Raw genomic sequence first — 15,411 nt, forward strand, 5'->3', positions numbered from 1 at the left:
GGTCAAAGCTGATCGCGGCGTAGACCAGGTAGGCGAGGATCGCTGCCGGGATCGCGAAGGCCAGGCGGCGTTTGGCGGCAAAGCTGGCGGTGACGGTGTCGGCGAGGCTTGGCGAAAGCGTTGCGGTCATGTCAGTGCCCCTTCACCAGCTTCTGGCGGTAGCGGTCCGATATCTGGTCGATCACCACGATGGTCACGAAGAGAAGAGCGAAGATCGCCACCACCTCGTCATAGCGGCCCTGGCCCCATTGCATCGCCAGTTTCAGGTCGTGGCCGATGCCGCCTTCGCCGACAAAGCCCAGGATTGCCGAGGCGCGGACGTTGATCTCGAACCGGAGAAGCGCATAGGACAGCCAGTTCGGCGCGACCTGCGGGATCACGCCCAGCCACATCCGCTGCGACCAGTTGGCGCCGACGGATTGCAGGCCCTCGATGGGCTTCAGATCGGCGTTCTCGGCCACTTCGGAGAAGAGCTTGCCCAGGGCGCCGCCGGTGTGCAGCGCGATGGCGATCACGGCGGGGACCGGGCCACCGCCAAGGATGTAGATCAGGACCAGCGCGATAACGATCTCGGGGATTGCGCGAAGGGCGTCCATCGTGCGGCGAAAGACCGGGATCAGGCGCGGCCAGCGCGCAAGGCCGCGGGTGGCCAGGAGAGACAGCGACATGGCGGCCAAAGCGCCAAGAAGGGTGGCGACGGCGGCAATGTTCAGCGTCTCGATCAGGGCGGGGATATGGTCCCAGAAGAGGCCGGGCAGAAGGGCGCGCTTTTCCCAGGCTTCGGACAGCACTTCGGCGGGGAAGGCGAAGGTCTGGTGCAGACCGTCAAGGAAGCCGCCGGCGTTGCGCTCTTCCGCCAGGTTCCAGCCCGAGGCCATGAGGGCGACGAAGATGACGATCAGGATACCGCCATACATCCGCTTGCGGCGGACCATGTCGAGATAGGCTTCGTTGCGGTTGGACAGATCGGGGCGCTGGCCCGGTGTCGGTCCGAAGGCGATATCGACCATAGGGGAATCCGGAAATGAAAAGGCCGGACCCCGGGGAGCGCGGGGTCCGGCCGGATCGAAGGCTTACATGCCTTCCTGAAGCTTGCGGGCGGCCAGGATGCCGTCGTAGGCCGAATGTTCGACCGGGACGAAGTCCTTGGCGTCACCGGCGGCAACGGCATAGGCGCAGTCCTTGTCGGTTTCCCACAGGTCGGCGGTCAGCGTGGTGACCTTGTCCTTGACGTCCTGCGGCAGCGCCTTGCGGACGACCATCGGGCCTTCCGGGATCAGGGTCGAGCGCCAGATTTCGACGAGGTTCGACATGTCGACGAGGCCCGCGTCAGCCGCCTTGCGGAAGGCGCCCGAGTTGTAGCCGTCTTCCCAGTTGCCAAGGCCGTCAGCCCAGGACACGCCAGCGTCGAAGTCGCCGTTTGCGACGCCGACGATGGTCTGCTCATGGCCGCCGGACATCTTCACTTCGGCGAAGTAGTCTTCCAGCGTGCCGTACTTGGCGGTCAGTTCCGCGCCCGGGACCAGGTAGCCCGAGGTGGAGTTCGGGTCGGCGAAGGCGAAGACCTTGCCTTTGGCCGTGTCCATATCGGTGATGCCGGTGTCCTTGCGGGCGAAACCGATCGAGTAGTAACCGGTCGAGCCGTCGACGTTCTGCTTGGTCAGCTTGACTTCCACCGCTTCCGGGTCGGTCAGGTAAACCTTGGCGTAAGCGCTGGCACCAAGCCAGGCATAGTCCAGCGTCCCGCCCAGCAGGCCCTGGATCACGCCGTCATAGTCGGCCGGGGTGAAGATCTTGACCGGAACGCCAAGCGCTTCTTCGATCTTGGCACGGAAGCATTCGTTCGAGGTCAGGCGGTCCTGGGCGTTTTCGCCGCCAAGGATGCCGATGTTGAATTCCTTGATTTCCTGGGCGAAGGCCGAGGAGGCGAGGATCGCGGTCAGTGCGGTTGCAGTCAGCAGCTTTTGCATGGTTTCTCCGTAGGTGTCGTGCGGGGGGTTGGTCGTGGCTTCACGACAGCATGAGGTCCGCGTAGGACCGGTCGGCTGCAGTGTCGGTGGGGATCGAGGTCGACGTGGCGTCCTCGTTGAAACTGGCGTCGGCGCCGTAGATCTCGCGGGCGACGCCGGTGGACAGCTGGTCGGGCGTGCCGTCAAAGACGATGCGGCCGTCGCGCATCCCGATCACGCGGTCGCAGTAGCGGCGCGCGGTATCCAGGGTGTGCAGGTTGGCGATGACCATGCGGCCATCCTCGACGTTGATGCGCTTCAGCGTGTCCATCACGACCTGCGCGTTCATCGGGTCGAGGCTGGCGATGGGCTCATCCGCCAGAATGATCTTCGGGTCCTGCATCAGGGCGCGGGCGATGGCGACGCGCTGCTGCTGGCCGCCGGACAGCGCCTCGGCCCGTTTCGGGGCCTGTTCGCTGATGCCAAGGCGGTCGAGGATTTCCAACGCGCGCAGGATGTCGGCGCGGGGCCAGAGGTTGAACATGGTCTGCAGAGTGGACCGGCGGTTCAGGATGCCGTGCAGGACGTTCGAGGCGACGTCCATTCGCGGCACCAGGTTGAACTGCTGGAAGATCATTGCGCAGTGCGACTGCCAGGCGCGGGCTGCGGGGCCTTTAAGGGCAAGGACGTTGCGGCCCTCGACCAGGATCTCGCCCGAGGTCGCGTCGAGAAGCCGGTTCATCATGCGCAGGAAGGTGGATTTCCCGGCACCAGAACGACCGATGATGCCGACGAAGGCGGGACCGTTGATCTGAAAGCTGATGTTGTCGACGGCGGCTTTCTGGCCGAACATCCGCGTCACGCCCTGCACATCCAGCATCGCCGACCCTCACCTTTGGTTGCGACGGTCCTAGCGGGCGGATGTGACAGGTTGTCGAAGTCTGAATGAAGCTTGTGTGACGGGTTCTACCACTTGATGTGGCTGGGCCAGATGTAGGTCTCGTCCGGGTTTTTCAGCGCGGGGGCCGCCAGGGCCATGCAGCGGCGGCGCAGGTCGGCGGCGACCTGGTCGCGGTCAAGCTTCGCCAGGTCAGCAGACGCGACAGGGGTGCCAAGGCGCAGCTCGACCGGTTGGCCCATGCGGCGACGGGTCTCGTGGAAGATCAGCGCGACGCGCAGCGGGTACGAGGTGTGGCTGGCGATCTGAAAGAGGCGCGAGTTCTGGCCAGAGAAGTGCATCGGCAGGGTTGTGACCCCGGGGATCGTCGCGAGCCGACCGATGAAGGGATGCCAGGGCGCATCGACCGCGCGACCCGTGAGCGGCTTGTTGGCCGTCGCCACGCCCCCTGCCGGGAACACCGCCACAACCTTGCCGGCCTGCAGCAGCGCTGCGGCCTGCCTCCGGGTCTCGGCCGTCAGCCGCCGCGCCTCGGGCGTGCCGGAAAAGTCGACCGGCAGAAGGTAGGGATCAACCTCGGGCACGCGGCACAAAAGGCTGTTGGTCATGATGCGCACATTGCCGCGCAGCTGCATCCCCAGATGGCCGATGGTCAGACCGTCCACCACCCCGAAGGGATGGTTCGCCACCAGCAGCAGCCCGCCCTCGGCCGGGACCGCCTTCAGATGCTGCTCGCCCTCTGCAATGCGGGGGGCAATCTGCAACTGGCGAAGCGCGGCAGAGAACACCGGCACCCCCGGCTGGCTGTCGCCCCAGGCCCAGTCCAGGTAAAGCCGCCGCAGCTTTGGCTGGCCGGTCAGCGTCTCGACCGCGCGGATCAGGCTGCGACGAAAGCGCGATTGGCCGGGATGCGCGTAAGAAAAGTCGGCCTGCGGCGCGGCGGGCAGCGTGTCGAAGTTGGCAAGCGCGTCGAACATCAGGGGCTCTCCCTAAAGGGCGGGTTCGGTTTGGGGGACAGGGGGCAAGGCAGAATAGCCGGGCCGACCGGCGACCCAGGTACGCAGCGGGGCCGGGGTCTGGCCCTCGGGCCAATCCAGAAGCAGAAGGTCGGCGCGCTGGCCAGGCGCGATGCGGCCCCGGTCTGCAAGGCCCATCGCGCGGGCCGGGTTCAGCGAGACCAGTTTCCACAGCGCGGGAAGCGAGGCCACGCGGTCGGCGTGCAGCCGCACCATCGCGCCCAGCATGGCCGGGTAGAAGTAGTCCGAGGCCAGGATGTCGCACAGCCCGCGCGCGATCATCTGCGCCGCGCCGGGGCTGCCCAGATGACTGCCGCCCCGCATGGCGTTCGGCGCCCCAAGAACGATGGGGTCGCCTGCCTCCCTTGCCGCCAGGAACACGCGGTCATGCATCGGAAACTCGGCCACCGTCGCGCCAAGGTCGCGATAGTAGCTGCGCGTCTCGGCCTGGCTGTCGTCGTGGGACAGCATCGGCGCCTTGTGCGACCGCGCAAGCGCCGCCATCCGCGCGATATGGGCCGGAACCTCGGCGCGGCGCGCCCAGACCGAGGTCAGCAGCGCCACATACTCCTCGGGCGAGATCTGGGCGCGGCGGGCGTGGTCGGCCATCTTCTTCACGAAACGCGGCGCGTCGAACGGCGTGACCGGATAGGGGTCGACCTGGTCGAAGGGCCGGTCCTGCACCGACACGTCGGGATGCAAAAGCATCGAGGTCGTGTGGTCGTTGAACGCCAGCGCCGGACGGTCGGTACCGGCCAGGGCATGGGCAATCAGCGGCTCGGCCTCGTGGCAGAAGGTCTCCCACCGCAGTTGCAGGCGGTTGTCGGCAGTCAGGCGGGGGCGCAGGGCTTCCAGCGCGCGTAGGATCTGCCAGCCGGTGTCGACACTGCGCAGGCCCGGCTCCCAGGACAGGGTCAGGGCGTGGTAGGCAGTGGCAATGCCATTGGCGGCAAGCTGGCGGTCGGTCTCCAGAAGCGCGGTTTCCACCGGGACCATCACGCCGGGGCGCGGCATGACCTGGCGCTCGAAGGCGTCGCCGTGAACATCGACGAATGCCGGGGCCAGGATGCGCCCGCGGCCCGGGATGACCGACGCCCCGTCGCGCGCCACGTCGATCCCGGTGATCCGGCCAGCCTCGATGCGGACCGATGCGACCTCGATCCGGTCGTCCAGGATGACGCGGGCACCTTCGATGAGTTCGGCACTCATGCCAGACGCTCGGCCAGAAGGTGCCAGTGCCACGAGCCGGGCTTTTCATGCGGCCGGTCAAAGAGGGTGAAGACCTCGAACCCCCACATCAGCGACAGAAGATCGGGCGCGGTGCAGAAGTAGTGCGGGTGGATCTTGTCGCCTTCGCCCTCAAACACCCAGGTGTTGCGGCTGATCTCACGCCCCTTGGCCTTGGCCTGTTCGACGGGCAGGCGGCGGGCGGACAGCATCGTCGCCATGAACGTGCCGCCGGGGCGCAGGACACGGGCGATTTCCGACAGGGTGCGGCGCACGACGGATTCGTCGCCGTGGTAGATGACGTTCCAGGCGAGGACATGGTCGAAGCTGGCGGTCTTGAACGGCAGGTCGGTCATCGGGGCCTGCACGGTGTCCAGCGTCAGGTTGCGCGTGAAGGCGGCGGCAGCGACGGCGGCCATCGCGGCCTCGGACGCATCCAGCGCGGTGACCTGGTGTCCCGCCTCGGCGAAGGCCAGCGCATGCCGCCCGATCCCGGCACCAAGGTCCAGGATGCGCGACCCCTGCGCCAGAGTGCTGGCGTGGTCGATGGCCCAGGGTTCAGGCATCGCCCAGGGACTTGAGTGGTCAGCCTTCTGCCACTCGGCGTTCCAGTAAAGATGTGCGGTATCGGTAAGCATATGGTTCATATCAATTTCCTGCGAATCCAGCCCGAGCCTTGCTCGACAGCGACGACCAGGGCCAGCATGAGAAGGATGATCGCCAGCGCCTCGTCATAGTTGAACAGGTCGAAGGCGACCTTGAGGTCCACGCCGATGCCGCCTGCCCCGACAAGGCCCAGGGCAGCCGAACCGCGCACGGATTTTTCCAGCGCGAAAAGGGATGTGGCGGTAAAGGACGGCAGGCAAGCCGGGATCACGGCGGACCCGATGATCCCCAGGCGGCTCGCCCCGATGGCGCGCAGGGCGTCCTGCGGGCCGGGGTCGGTCTCCTCCATCGCTTCGGCGAAGAAGCGGCCCGCAAAGCCGATCTTGTCGACCATGATCGCCATGACCCCGGCAGCGGGGCCAAGGCCGACGATGATGATGAAGATGATCGCCCAGACCAGGTCTGGCACGGTGCGGAACAGCGCGATGACGGCGCGGGCGGCGTGGCGGACCAGGGGGTGCGGGGACAAACGGTCGGTCGCCAGGATTGCGAAAGGGAGCGCGAGGAGAAGGCCCAGGAAGCAGCCCGCGACGGCCATCTGCAGCGTCTCCAGCAGCTTCCAGCCGATGGGCACGATCCGGGTAAAGTCCGGCGGGAACATCTGGGTCAGCATCCCCGAGGGCGCGAAAAGTCGGGCGACGCCGCTGCCCAGCCGGTCCAGCGCGGGGGCGGTGGCGGCCAGCGAGGTGACGACCAGCGCCAGCACAGCCAGAAGGGCCGCGTATTCGGCCAGGCTGCGGTGCTGGAAGCGGGCGGGGGCAAGGGTGGTCATGCGGCCTCGGCGTGGTCGAAAAAGTGGCGCAGGCTGGTCGGGGTCGCGCGGCTGGTGGGCTGGTCCAGCGCGATGCGCCCGTCGGCAAGGCCCAGGATGCGGTCGGAAAAGCGCAGCGTGTGCTCCAGCCGGTGCGAGATCACCAGAAGCGACAGGCCGTCGTCGCGCACCAGGTTCAGGAGGAGGGACATCACCTCCTCCCCGGTCTGCGGATCAAGGCTGGCGTCAGGCTCGTCGGCCAGGATGAAGGCGGGGCGCTGCATCAGCATCCGCGCGATGGCGACGCGCTGCTGCTGACCGCCCGAAAGGCTGTCGACGCGGATCAGCGCCCGATCGGCCAGACCGACGCGCGCAAGGCAGGCCATCGCCTCGTCGCGCACGGGGGCCGGGGCCAGCGACTGCGCCCAGGCGCGGGGGCCGGACATCCGGGCCTGAACGCCGTGGACCACATTCGACAGGGCCGAGAGGCGCGGCACCAGGTTGTGGCGCTGCCAGACGATCCCCACCTCGGCCCGGAACTGGCGCAAGGCGCGCGGGGACAGGGCGGGCACGTCACGGCCCAGCATGCGGATCTGGCCCGAGCTGGGTTCGATCAGCCGCACCAGGCAGCGCAGAAGGGTGGACTTCCCCGACCCGTTCGCCCCGATCAGCGCCGTCGCCTGGCCGGGTGCAAGGGCAAAGTTCAGCCCCTGAAGCACCTTGCGACCCGGGAAGTCCTTGGTCAGGCCTGCAACGGCAAGAACCGGCTCTGCCAAGGCAGAACCGGCCAGCGCGCGCGGGGGAAGCGGCGCGTTCATGCGGGGATCACTCGCCGACGAATTCGGTGAACTCGGTGATGCCGATGTTCTCGAACATCTTGCGCACCACGTCGTAATCCGCGTTCGTCACCGAGGCGTTGAACTTGCCGCCGATATACTTGGCGTTCTCCTCGGTCGAGGTCAGCGCCGCCAGGATCGCCTCGTTGTTGTCGGCAAAGGTCTTGCGGACGGTTTCCACGACCTCGGGCGACACCGTGGCCGAGGCAAGCAGGATGTCGTCGGGCAGCTGCGGGCCCTTCACCAGGACGCGGAACTTCTGGTCCGGGAACTTTTCGGTGATGCTGTCGATATGGGTCCGGTTCAGGCCGATCCCGGCAATATCGCCCGAGATCAGCGCCTCGACCGCGACGTTGCGGTTCAGGAACACCGGCTCATAGTCCACGGCGTAGGTCAGCCCGGCCTGCGCCAGAAGATCGACCGGACCCAGATGCTGCGAAGTCGATCCGATCTCGCCGAACGAGATCTTCTGGCCCTTCAGGTCGGCGGGCGACTTGACCGGGCTTTCGTCCAGCACGACGACGGTGGAATAGTAGTCCGGGCGGACCCAGGTCACGACCGGCTGCGCGTCAAGGCGGGCGTTGAACACCACGTATTCGGCAGGCCCGGTCAGCACGAAATCGACCTGGTCGGCGGCCATCGCCTCGACCGCGACAGTGCGGCCCGAGACCGGGAAGAATTCGACCTTCAGGCCAGACGCCGCCTCGAACGCATCCTTGAACGGCCCCATCTCGCGCTGCAGCGCCTCCATCCCGTCGATGTCGGTGACGGCAAAGCGGATCGTGTCCTGGGCGGCGGACTGGGTGGCAGCGGCAAGGCCGATGGCCAGAAGGCCCGAGGCGAGAAGGTGTTTCATCGAGGCGACGTCCTGTTCAGGTTATGCTGAAAAGGGCGGATAGCACTGCCGGACGACAGTCCCGCGACGCTCAGGTTACAGTCCTGCGACAGGCTGCGCCGCAAAGGAAAGGCCCGGTCGCACCATATGCGACCGGGCCTTGTCCGGAATAAACTATGCTTCGATCAGCGGCGACGGTCGTCTTCGTCCTCGTCATCGTCCTGCTCGCCCGCGGGCAGGTTGAAGAAGCTGTCGGCATCCGAGAAGTCCGAAGCCGGGCTGTCGTCCTTTTCCTCGTCGCCGAAAACCTCCAGCCCCGAAAGGGACGAGGGCATCCGCGCGTCGGGTGCCATGCCAAGCGACTGCTCGGTCGACACCAGCTTGCGCCGTTCGTCGTCGGACATCACCACGCCGTCAGCCGCCTTCTTGCGCGCTGCGGCCTGCACGGCGGTGTCAAGTTCCGACTGCTTGCACAGCCCCAGGGCGACGGGGTCGATGGGCTGGATCGAGCCGATGTTCCAGTGCGTCCGCTCACGGATCGACTGGATCGTGGGCTTCGTGGTGCCGACCAGCTTGCCGATGGCACCGTCCGACAGTTCAGGGTGGAACTTCACCAGCCACAGGATCGCCGCCGGGCGGTCCTGGCGCTTGGACAGCGGAGTATACCGCGGCCCGCGACGCTTTTCCTCGCCCACGGCGGCGGCGTTGAACTTCAGTTTCATGCGGTACAGCGGGTCGGCCTGGGCGCGGGTGATCTCGATCGGGTCAAGCTGGTTGTTGGCGACCGGGTCGAAGCCCTTGACCCCGGTGGCAACGTCGCCATCGGCGATCCCCTGAACCTCAAGCTCGTGCATCCCGCAGAAATCGGCGATCTGGGCAAAGCTCAGCGTCGTGTTGTCCACCAGCCAGACGGCAGTGGCCTTGGCCATAAGCGGTTTCGACATCGGATCTCTCCTTTACAAACCTGTCCCGTGCCGGGAAAACGGCTGCGGGCCTGGCCCGCGAGTTCCACGATTTCGGGGAATTCAGGCGCCCATATAGGGCCGAAATGCGCAAAGGGGAAGCGAAAATGCGCCTGTTCCTGTTGGCCGTCGCGGCTTTGTGCTGGTCCAATGCTGCACGGGCGGAAGGCGAGCAGGCCTGGGACTTCGACTATTACGTCCTGTCGCTGTCATGGTCCGCAGCCTGGTGCGCGCTGGAGGGCGATTCCCGCGACGACCCGCAATGCGATGCGGGCCGGGGGTTGACCTTCGTGCTGCATGGTCTCTGGCCGCAGTATGAGGACGGCTGGCCCTCGTTCTGCCGCACGGTCGAGCGCGACCCGACCCGCGCCGAGACGGCTGCAATGGCTGATATCATGGGCGGGGCCGGGCCGGCGTTCTATCAGTGGAAGAAGCATGGGCGCTGTGCGGGCCTGTCCGCGCCCGACTATTTCCAGACCGCGCGCGCGGCCTATGCCCGCGTCGCGGTTCCCGGATTTCTGGAGGACGTCTCCCGCCGCCTGCAGGTCCCGGCGGCGGTGATCGAAGAGGCGTTTCTGGAGGCCAACCCCGGCCTTGCGCGCGACCAGATCACCATCACCTGCAAGTCGGGCCTGATCCAGGAGGCAAGGGTCTGTCTGACCCGCGATCTGGACTTCCGGCGCTGTGGCGATGACGTGATCCGGGACTGCCGCTTGCCCGATGCCGTGTTGGAGCCGGTCCGCTAAGGCATCAGGTGGGTAAGGCGGCAGGCGGGACCGGAATGGTACCATATTCCGTGTGAGGGGATTTCAGGAAAAGGCGTCCGTCAAATGACCGGGTGCCAGAAGCGGCTGGGGTCCGCACCAGGCTGCAAATGTCTGGATGGGAAATTCCGACCCCGCCTGACCTGAATTTACCTTACGTCAAGCCATCCGCGCCGGAAAGCCAGAGAGCGGGTGAAACCGACGCGTCGACGGTAAGGAATTCCTTACGGACCCACCTTGAGCACGATCTTGCCGACATGGCCGCCGGATTCGATGCGCCAATGCGCGGCGGGGGCGTCGGGCAGGTCGTATTCGCTGTCCATCACCACCCTGACCGCACCGCGTTCGATCATCGGCCAGACGTTATCCTCGACCGCCCTGGCGATCTTTGCCTTGGCCAGGTCCGACTGCGGCCGAAGCGTGGACCCTGTCAGGACCAGCCGCCGCGTCATCAGCTCGGCCAGGTTCAGCGTGACCTTCGCGCCCTGCAGGAAAGCGATCTGCACCAGCCGTCCGCCATCGGCCAAGGCCTTGAAGTTCCGCTCGATATAGGGACCACCGACCATGTCCAGGATCATGTTCGCCCCGCCGAATGCCTTCATCTCGGCCACAAAGTCCGTCTCGCGGTAATTGAAGGCGGCCTCGGCCCCAAGGTCACGGCAGACCTGGCACTTTTTGTCGCTGCCCGCCGTCGCGAAGACGCGCGCGCCAAGCGCATGAGCGATCTGGATCGCCGTCGTCCCGATCCCGCTGGTCCCGCCGTGAATCAGGACCCGCTCGCCCCCGCGCAGACCACCGCGCATCACCACGTTGGACCAGACGGTGAAGCAGGTTTCGGGAAGGCAGGCGGCTTCCTTCAGCGACAGACCCTTGGGGATCGGCAGGGCATGCGCTTCGGGCGTCACCGCGTATTCGGCGTAGCCGCCACCGGGCAGCAGCGCGCAGACCTGGTCGCCGATCTTCCAGCGCGTGACCCCCGGCCCGACCTCGACCACCGTTCCCGAACATTCCAGCCCCGGAAGCGGTGACGCGGAAGGTGGCGGCGCATAGGCGCCCGCGCGCTGCAGGGCATCGGGGCGGTTCACCCCGGCATAGGCAACGCGGATGATGATCTGGCCGTGGCCCGGGACCGGAACCGGCACCGAAGTCGGTTGCAGCACGTCCGGCCCCCCGGGGGACGAGATTTCGATGGCAAGCATGCTGTGCGACAGGGTCATCTTCGGTCCTTCGTCTTATCCGCGGGTCCGGCCGGGCAGGTCATCCGGCAGTTTTGGCGCACGAATGGTTTCAAAAAGCTTGCCGGGACCCGCCTTCCAGGCTTTTCCAAGCGGATTTTCGCGGAAACTGGCCTTCAGCTTCTCGACCTGCATCACCTGGTCGATGCGGCGGTCCAGGAAATCCCAGGTCGCCTGCCGATCGGACGACTCGTCTCCCAGCCAGTACAGCACCGTCGCCCCGTAGACCGCCGACAGCGTGGCGCGCTTGGTGTACCAGTTCATATCCTGTGAACTGTCGCCCAAGGCCGTCCAGATCCGGTCCGTTGTCTGCCAGATCGCCTTTGCCCCGTCCGCCGCATGCATCGGCAGCGAGAAAAGCGTCGTTCCCCGCCGCACCAGTTCACGGTCGGCGCTGTCCAGCCGCAGGCGCACCGCCAGCGCGATCCGGTCGCGATACCGCAAGGCCGTCAGGTTCCGCTGCGCCAATTCCGCTACCATCGCCTCGTCGCCGCGCTGGTGATAGGCCAGGGCCAGGTCAACGCCCCCGCGCGGAAACAGCGACCGGGCCAGGGCAGGTGCCACGCCTGCATCGGTGATTGCCGCCGCCAGGGTCCGTTCGGACCAGCCGTCGAACGGCACATGCGACAGCGCCGCATCCAGCACGCGGGCCTTGAGTTCGTCCTCGGACATGGCGTTCTCCTCTTGGTAGACAAGCCGGTGACGCTTTGATATAGCGCCCCAGCCTGCACATCATAGTGCAACTCTAGCTTAGGAAGGTGGTGACAACCACATGCAGGTCAGCGTCCGCGACAACAACGTCGAACAGGCTCTCCGTGCTCTGAAGAAAAAACTTCAGCGTGAAGGCGTGTTTCGCGAAATGAAGCTCAAGCAACATTTCGAGAAGCCCTCCGTCAAGAAGGCACGCGAACAAGCCGAAGCCGTGCGCCGTGCAAGGAAACTTGCGCGGAAGAAGCTTCAGCGCGAAGGCGGTCTCTAAGACGTCTCAAGCGACACTGGGGAAGCGATTCCCATCCCGATCAACCCCCGTCCGGAAGGCCGGGGGTTTTTCTTTGCCCTTCCGCTGGCCTCCTGGGGCCGTTTCGCAGACCGCCGTTCGCCTGCCAAATCGGCGCTGGATAACCTAAGGTTGTGTGGCGACATTGTGGCGGCCCCGTGGTGCAACTTGGGCGGGCGTAAACAATGTATTTCCAATTGTCGCCACATTTAACAGTTTTCTGCCGCAATTGGACCGCCTACCGTTGGCCCATGATCGAGCTTCGCAAACACCCCCGCCAAGACCGCTCCCGCGCAAAAGTGAACGGGATCCTTGCCGCCGCAGCCGACCTCTGCTCGGGTCGAGGGCTGGATGCGCTGACGACGAACGCCGTCGCAGCGCGGGCCGGGGTCTCGATCGGGTCGCTGTACCAGTACTTCCCCGGCAAGCACGCGCTTCTTGCCGCCCTGATCCGGGCGGAACGGGCGAACCTGCTAGAGGCGGTGGAGCGGATCGTCAGTTCGGACGCTGCACACACGCTGACGCACCTGGTGGACGAGCTGATCGAGGCGACCGTCGCGCATTACCTGGCCCGCCCGTCGCTGTCGCGGACGCTGAACCTGGCGCGCAGCCAGATGCCGCCGGACCCGGAGGCCGCCGAATTCTCGGCCCGGATCACCGTGCTGATCGCCGCCCGTCTGGACGAGCTGAAGATCCAGCGCCCCGAGACGACGGCGCAGGACATCCTGGCCATCCTGCGCGGCATGATCGACGCCGCCAGCGAGGCGCATGAGGCTGACCGTGGCGCGCTGACCGACCGCACCCGCCGCGCGGTGATGGGCTACCTGCAGGGCTATCAGCCGGTCGCCGCCTAGACCGCCAGCGCCGTCGTCTTCACCACCGTCCGCAGCGCAAAGCTGGACTGCATCTGCCGCACGCCTGGCAAGCGGCTTAGAAATTGCCGGTGGATGCGGGCGAAATCCTCGGTGTCCTCGGCCATGAGTTTCAGCAGGTAATCCGCCGTCCCGGCCATCAGGTGACACTCCAGCAGGTCCGGGACCTTGGCCACCTCGCGCTCGAAGGCGTCCAAAAGATCCTCGGCTTGGCTTTGCAGGGTGATCTCGACGAAGACCGTCGTCATCCGACCCATGCGCCGGGCGTCCAGAAGCGCCACGTAGCCCGCGATGAATCCGTCTTCCTCCAACCGCTGCACGCGGCGGTGACAGGCCGACGGCGACAGGTTCACCGCCTCGGACAGTTCCGCGTTGGTGATCCGGCCGTTCTTCTGCAACACGGTCAGGATGCGGCGGTCGGTGGCGTCAAGATCAAGGGCCATGCAAGATTCTTTGGTGATTTGCCGGTTGTTTCGAAGAAGCTACGCATAGTCAGCCTGACAGCCAACCAGAATTCAAAGCATCGCCACCAAATCGGATCACGATTGCACCCACAGGGACCAGGTCCCAAGGGGGAGAAAATCATGAAAATCGGATGCCCGAAAGAGATCAAGCCGCAGGAGTTCCGCGTCGGGATGACCCCCGACGCCGCGCGGGAAGCCGTGGCCCACGGCCATGAGGTGATGGTCGAGACCAAGGCCGGCATGGGCGCAGGTTTTGCCGACGCCGACTATGTCGCTGCCGGTGCCCGCATCGTCGACACGGCAGAGGAGGTCTTTGCCAAGGCCGACATGATCGTCAAGGTCAAGGAACCCCAGTCCGTTGAACGCAAGCGCCTGCGCGAAGGGCAGGTCCTGTTTACCTACCTCCACCTCGCCCCGGACCCGGAGCAGACCCACGACCTTCTCGCCAGCGGAGCCACCTGCATCGCCTACGAGACGGTGACCGACGACCGCGGCGGGTTGCCGCTTCTGGCCCCGATGTCCGAGGTTGCGGGCCGTCTGTCCCCGCAGGTCGGGGCCTGGACCCTGCAGAAGGCCAACGGCGGGCGCGGCGTCCTGCTGGGCGGCGTGCCGGGCGTGCTTCCGGCCAAGGTCCTGGTCATCGGCGGCGGGGTCGTGGGCACCCATGCCGCCAAGGTCGCCGCCGGGATGGGCGCGGATGTCACCGTGATCGACCGCTCGGTCAACCGCCTGCGCTATCTGGACGACGTCTTCGGGCGCGAGTTCAAGAACGCCTATGCCTCGGCCGGGAACACCATCGCTCTGGCTCGTGAGGCCGATCTGATCATCGGCGCGGTGCTGATCCCCGGTGCTGCCGCACCGAAGCTGATCTCGAAGGCCCAGCTGAAAGAGCTGAAGCCCGGCGCGGCGCTTGTCGATGTGGCCATCGACCAGGGCGGCTGCTTCGAGACCTCCCGCGCCACCACCCACCAGGACCCGATCTACGAGGTCGACGGGATCATGCACTACTGCGTCGCCAACATGCCGGGCGCCGTAGCCCGCACGTCGACGCAGGCCTTGGGGAACGCCACGATGCCGTTCATGCTGGCCCTGGCCGACAAGGGCTGGAAGCAGGCCTGTGCCGATGACAAGCACCTCTTGAACGGCCTCAACGTCCACGCTGGCAAGCTGACCTACGCCGCGGTGGGCGTGGCCCTTGGCCTGCCGGTGATTTCCGCCGCCGAGGCGCTGACAATCTGATCTGGATCACGACGGAACCGCCCCGCGGCGGCGTATATGGGGCACCAGACCAAAGGTGCCCCATGACAATTCTCGGCCAGAAACCTTCGACCCTTGTCCTTTGGGTCGTGCTTGCCATTCCCGCCCTCCCCCTGATCGGCCCACTGTTCGGCGACGACGCGCAGGCCTTCCACCGCCTTCTGCACCCCACGGGGGAATGGGCGGCGCGGTTCATGATCATCGGCATGATGGCCTCGGGGCTGATGCTGCTGTTCAAGGGCCGCCAGTGGCCACGCTGGCTGGTGCATCACCGCCGCGACATCGAGGTTGCAGCCTTTGTCTACGCCGCGCTGCATACTCTGGTCTACGTGATCGACCGAGGCACTCTGGACCGCATCGTCGAGGCCCTGCCGCATACCGATATCTGGACCGGCTGGCTGGCGATGCTGCTTTTCGTGCCCCTGGCCATCACGTCGAACAATACGTCGCAGCGCTGGCTGCACGCGGGATGGAAGACCCTGCAACGCTGGGCCTATCCGGCCGCCGTCCTGGTGCTGATCCACTGGGCCGCGTTGCACAACTGGGGCAGCTGGCCCCCGGCCGCGGTGCACTTCGGCCCGCTGATCGCGCTGTGGGCGTACCGGCTGTGGTACTGGTACCTGCGCCCGCGCGCGCCGCTGCCCGCCTGAATGGAAAACGGCCCGCAGGATCGCGCCTGCGG

At 66.2% G+C, this 15,411-nt stretch carries 18 protein-coding genes; 5 read left to right on the forward strand and 13 right to left on the reverse strand.

The features are described 5' to 3' along the window. Positions 1-131: 131 nt before the first annotated feature. The 10 genes from phnE (U1E69_RS17020) to U1E69_RS17065 all read right to left on the reverse strand — a co-directional run bounded on the left by phnE (U1E69_RS17020) (position 132) and on the right by U1E69_RS17065 (position 9,122). Positions 132-1,010 (reverse strand): phosphonate ABC transporter, permease protein PhnE, encoded by an 879-nt coding sequence (gene phnE, locus U1E69_RS17020; RefSeq protein ID WP_416200300.1) that lies wholly within the window; start codon positions 1,008-1,010, stop codon positions 132-134. A gap of 63 nt (positions 1,011-1,073) precedes the next feature. After that, the gene (phnD, locus tag U1E69_RS17025; protein WP_322245617.1) at positions 1,074-1,970 is read right to left on the reverse strand and encodes a phosphonate ABC transporter substrate-binding protein; all 897 of its coding nucleotides are present in this window, start codon (positions 1,968-1,970) and stop codon (positions 1,074-1,076) included. Between the two features lie 40 nt (positions 1,971-2,010). After that, positions 2,011-2,829 (reverse strand): phosphonate ABC transporter ATP-binding protein, encoded by an 819-nt coding sequence (gene phnC / locus U1E69_RS17030; RefSeq protein ID WP_322245618.1) that lies wholly within the window; start codon positions 2,827-2,829, stop codon positions 2,011-2,013. 86 nt (positions 2,830-2,915) lie between these two features. After that, a complete protein-coding gene (locus U1E69_RS17035) occupies positions 2,916-3,824 on the reverse strand; it encodes a lysophospholipid acyltransferase family protein (RefSeq protein WP_322245619.1) in 909 nt (302 codons plus the stop codon). 12 nt (positions 3,825-3,836) lie between these two features. Further along, on the reverse strand, positions 3,837-5,072 hold the full coding sequence (locus U1E69_RS17040) for an alpha-D-ribose 1-methylphosphonate 5-triphosphate diphosphatase (RefSeq protein WP_322245620.1): 1,236 nt from the start codon (positions 5,070-5,072) through the stop codon (positions 3,837-3,839). Beyond that, complete coding sequence (locus U1E69_RS17045; protein ID WP_322245621.1) at positions 5,069-5,737, reverse strand: class I SAM-dependent methyltransferase; 669 nt, start codon at positions 5,735-5,737, stop codon at positions 5,069-5,071. The genes U1E69_RS17040 and U1E69_RS17045 overlap by 4 nt, the downstream gene beginning before the upstream one ends. Beyond that, positions 5,734-6,528 (reverse strand): phosphonate ABC transporter, permease protein PhnE, encoded by a 795-nt coding sequence (phnE, locus tag U1E69_RS17050; protein WP_322245622.1) that lies wholly within the window; start codon positions 6,526-6,528, stop codon positions 5,734-5,736. The genes U1E69_RS17045 and phnE (U1E69_RS17050) overlap by 4 nt, the downstream gene beginning before the upstream one ends. Further along, complete coding sequence (locus tag U1E69_RS17055; RefSeq protein WP_322245623.1) at positions 6,525-7,325, reverse strand: phosphonate ABC transporter ATP-binding protein; 801 nt, start codon at positions 7,323-7,325, stop codon at positions 6,525-6,527. Before U1E69_RS17055 ends, phnE (U1E69_RS17050) begins: the two co-directional genes overlap by 4 nt. Positions 7,326-7,332: 7 nt before the next feature. Then, positions 7,333-8,199, reverse strand: a complete 867-nt coding sequence (locus tag U1E69_RS17060; protein WP_322245624.1) for a PhnD/SsuA/transferrin family substrate-binding protein — start codon at positions 8,197-8,199, stop codon at positions 7,333-7,335. Between the two features lie 164 nt (positions 8,200-8,363). Next, on the reverse strand, positions 8,364-9,122 hold the full coding sequence (locus tag U1E69_RS17065; RefSeq protein ID WP_322245625.1) for a DUF1013 domain-containing protein: 759 nt from the start codon (positions 9,120-9,122) through the stop codon (positions 8,364-8,366). Positions 9,123-9,247: 125 nt separating this feature from the next. Here U1E69_RS17065 and U1E69_RS17070 point away from each other — a divergent pair, with 125 nt between their 5' ends. After that, on the forward strand, positions 9,248-9,886 hold the full coding sequence (locus U1E69_RS17070; RefSeq protein WP_322245626.1) for a ribonuclease T2: 639 nt from the start codon (positions 9,248-9,250) through the stop codon (positions 9,884-9,886). Between the two features lie 242 nt (positions 9,887-10,128). On the opposite strand, the gene U1E69_RS17075 is transcribed toward U1E69_RS17070, so the two are convergent. Further along, the gene (locus U1E69_RS17075) at positions 10,129-11,121 is read right to left on the reverse strand and encodes an NAD(P)H-quinone oxidoreductase (protein WP_322245627.1); all 993 of its coding nucleotides are present in this window, start codon (positions 11,119-11,121) and stop codon (positions 10,129-10,131) included. Positions 11,122-11,136: 15 nt separating this feature from the next. Then, complete coding sequence (locus tag U1E69_RS17080) at positions 11,137-11,811, reverse strand: COQ9 family protein (protein WP_322245628.1); 675 nt, start codon at positions 11,809-11,811, stop codon at positions 11,137-11,139. Positions 11,812-11,911: 100 nt separating this feature from the next. Here U1E69_RS17080 and rpsU point away from each other — a divergent pair, with 100 nt between their 5' ends. Together rpsU and U1E69_RS17090 are read left to right on the forward strand one after the other, a co-directional pair. Continuing rightward, the gene (gene rpsU, locus U1E69_RS17085) at positions 11,912-12,118 is read left to right on the forward strand and encodes a 30S ribosomal protein S21 (RefSeq protein WP_008027119.1); all 207 of its coding nucleotides are present in this window, start codon (positions 11,912-11,914) and stop codon (positions 12,116-12,118) included. Between the two features lie 317 nt (positions 12,119-12,435). Beyond that, positions 12,436-12,990 carry a helix-turn-helix domain-containing protein gene (locus tag U1E69_RS17090; protein ID WP_322245629.1) on the forward strand — a complete coding sequence of 185 codons (555 nt, stop codon included), beginning with the start codon at positions 12,436-12,438 and terminating at the stop codon, positions 12,988-12,990. Here the strand turns inward: U1E69_RS17090 and U1E69_RS17095 are convergent. Then, a complete protein-coding gene (locus U1E69_RS17095) occupies positions 12,987-13,451 on the reverse strand; it encodes an Lrp/AsnC family transcriptional regulator (protein WP_322245630.1) in 465 nt (154 codons plus the stop codon). The two genes, U1E69_RS17090 and U1E69_RS17095, sit on opposite strands and share 4 nt — an antisense overlap. A gap of 141 nt (positions 13,452-13,592) precedes the next feature. On the opposite strand from U1E69_RS17095, the gene ald reads away from it, so the two are divergent. Further along, on the forward strand, positions 13,593-14,711 hold the full coding sequence (ald, locus tag U1E69_RS17100) for an alanine dehydrogenase (protein WP_322245631.1): 1,119 nt from the start codon (positions 13,593-13,595) through the stop codon (positions 14,709-14,711). Between the two features lie 62 nt (positions 14,712-14,773). Further along, positions 14,774-15,379, forward strand: a complete 606-nt coding sequence (locus U1E69_RS17105) for a sulfite oxidase heme-binding subunit YedZ (protein WP_322245632.1) — start codon at positions 14,774-14,776, stop codon at positions 15,377-15,379. Positions 15,380-15,411: the final 32 nt, after the last annotated feature.

Origin of the sequence: Tabrizicola sp., from assembly GCF_034366665.1 — a bacterium.
GTDB lineage: Bacteria > Pseudomonadota > Alphaproteobacteria > Rhodobacterales > Rhodobacteraceae > Tabrizicola.

Excerpts from the sequence above, each read along its gene's own strand:
- U1E69_RS17065 (WP_322245625.1), bottom strand. The coding sequence starts at position 9,122 with ATGTCGAAACCGCTTATGGCCAAGGCCACTGCCGTCTGGCTGGTGGAC.
- phnC (WP_322245618.1), bottom strand. The coding sequence starts at position 2,829 with ATGCTGGATGTGCAGGGCGTGACGCGGATGTTCGGCCAGAAAGCCGCC.
- U1E69_RS17040 (WP_322245620.1), bottom strand. The coding sequence starts at position 5,072 with ATGAGTGCCGAACTCATCGAAGGTGCCCGCGTCATCCTGGACGACCGG.
- U1E69_RS17060 (WP_322245624.1), bottom strand. The coding sequence starts at position 8,199 with ATGAAACACCTTCTCGCCTCGGGCCTTCTGGCCATCGGCCTTGCCGCT.
- U1E69_RS17080 (WP_322245628.1), bottom strand. The coding sequence starts at position 11,811 with ATGTCCGAGGACGAACTCAAGGCCCGCGTGCTGGATGCGGCGCTGTCG.
- phnD (WP_322245617.1), bottom strand. The coding sequence starts at position 1,970 with ATGCAAAAGCTGCTGACTGCAACCGCACTGACCGCGATCCTCGCCTCC.
- phnE (WP_322245622.1), bottom strand. The coding sequence starts at position 6,528 with ATGACCACCCTTGCCCCCGCCCGCTTCCAGCACCGCAGCCTGGCCGAA.
- U1E69_RS17075 (WP_322245627.1), bottom strand. The coding sequence starts at position 11,121 with ATGACCCTGTCGCACAGCATGCTTGCCATCGAAATCTCGTCCCCCGGG.
- ald (WP_322245631.1), top strand. The coding sequence starts at position 13,593 with ATGAAAATCGGATGCCCGAAAGAGATCAAGCCGCAGGAGTTCCGCGTC.
- U1E69_RS17045 (WP_322245621.1), bottom strand. The coding sequence starts at position 5,737 with ATGAACCATATGCTTACCGATACCGCACATCTTTACTGGAACGCCGAG.
- rpsU (WP_008027119.1), top strand. The coding sequence starts at position 11,912 with ATGCAGGTCAGCGTCCGCGACAACAACGTCGAACAGGCTCTCCGTGCT.
- U1E69_RS17035 (WP_322245619.1), bottom strand. The coding sequence starts at position 3,824 with ATGTTCGACGCGCTTGCCAACTTCGACACGCTGCCCGCCGCGCCGCAG.
- U1E69_RS17095 (WP_322245630.1), bottom strand. The coding sequence starts at position 13,451 with ATGGCCCTTGATCTTGACGCCACCGACCGCCGCATCCTGACCGTGTTG.
- U1E69_RS17105 (WP_322245632.1), top strand. The coding sequence starts at position 14,774 with ATGACAATTCTCGGCCAGAAACCTTCGACCCTTGTCCTTTGGGTCGTG.
- U1E69_RS17070 (WP_322245626.1), top strand. The coding sequence starts at position 9,248 with ATGCGCCTGTTCCTGTTGGCCGTCGCGGCTTTGTGCTGGTCCAATGCT.
- phnE (WP_416200300.1), bottom strand. The coding sequence starts at position 1,010 with ATGGTCGATATCGCCTTCGGACCGACACCGGGCCAGCGCCCCGATCTG.
- U1E69_RS17055 (WP_322245623.1), bottom strand. The coding sequence starts at position 7,325 with ATGAACGCGCCGCTTCCCCCGCGCGCGCTGGCCGGTTCTGCCTTGGCA.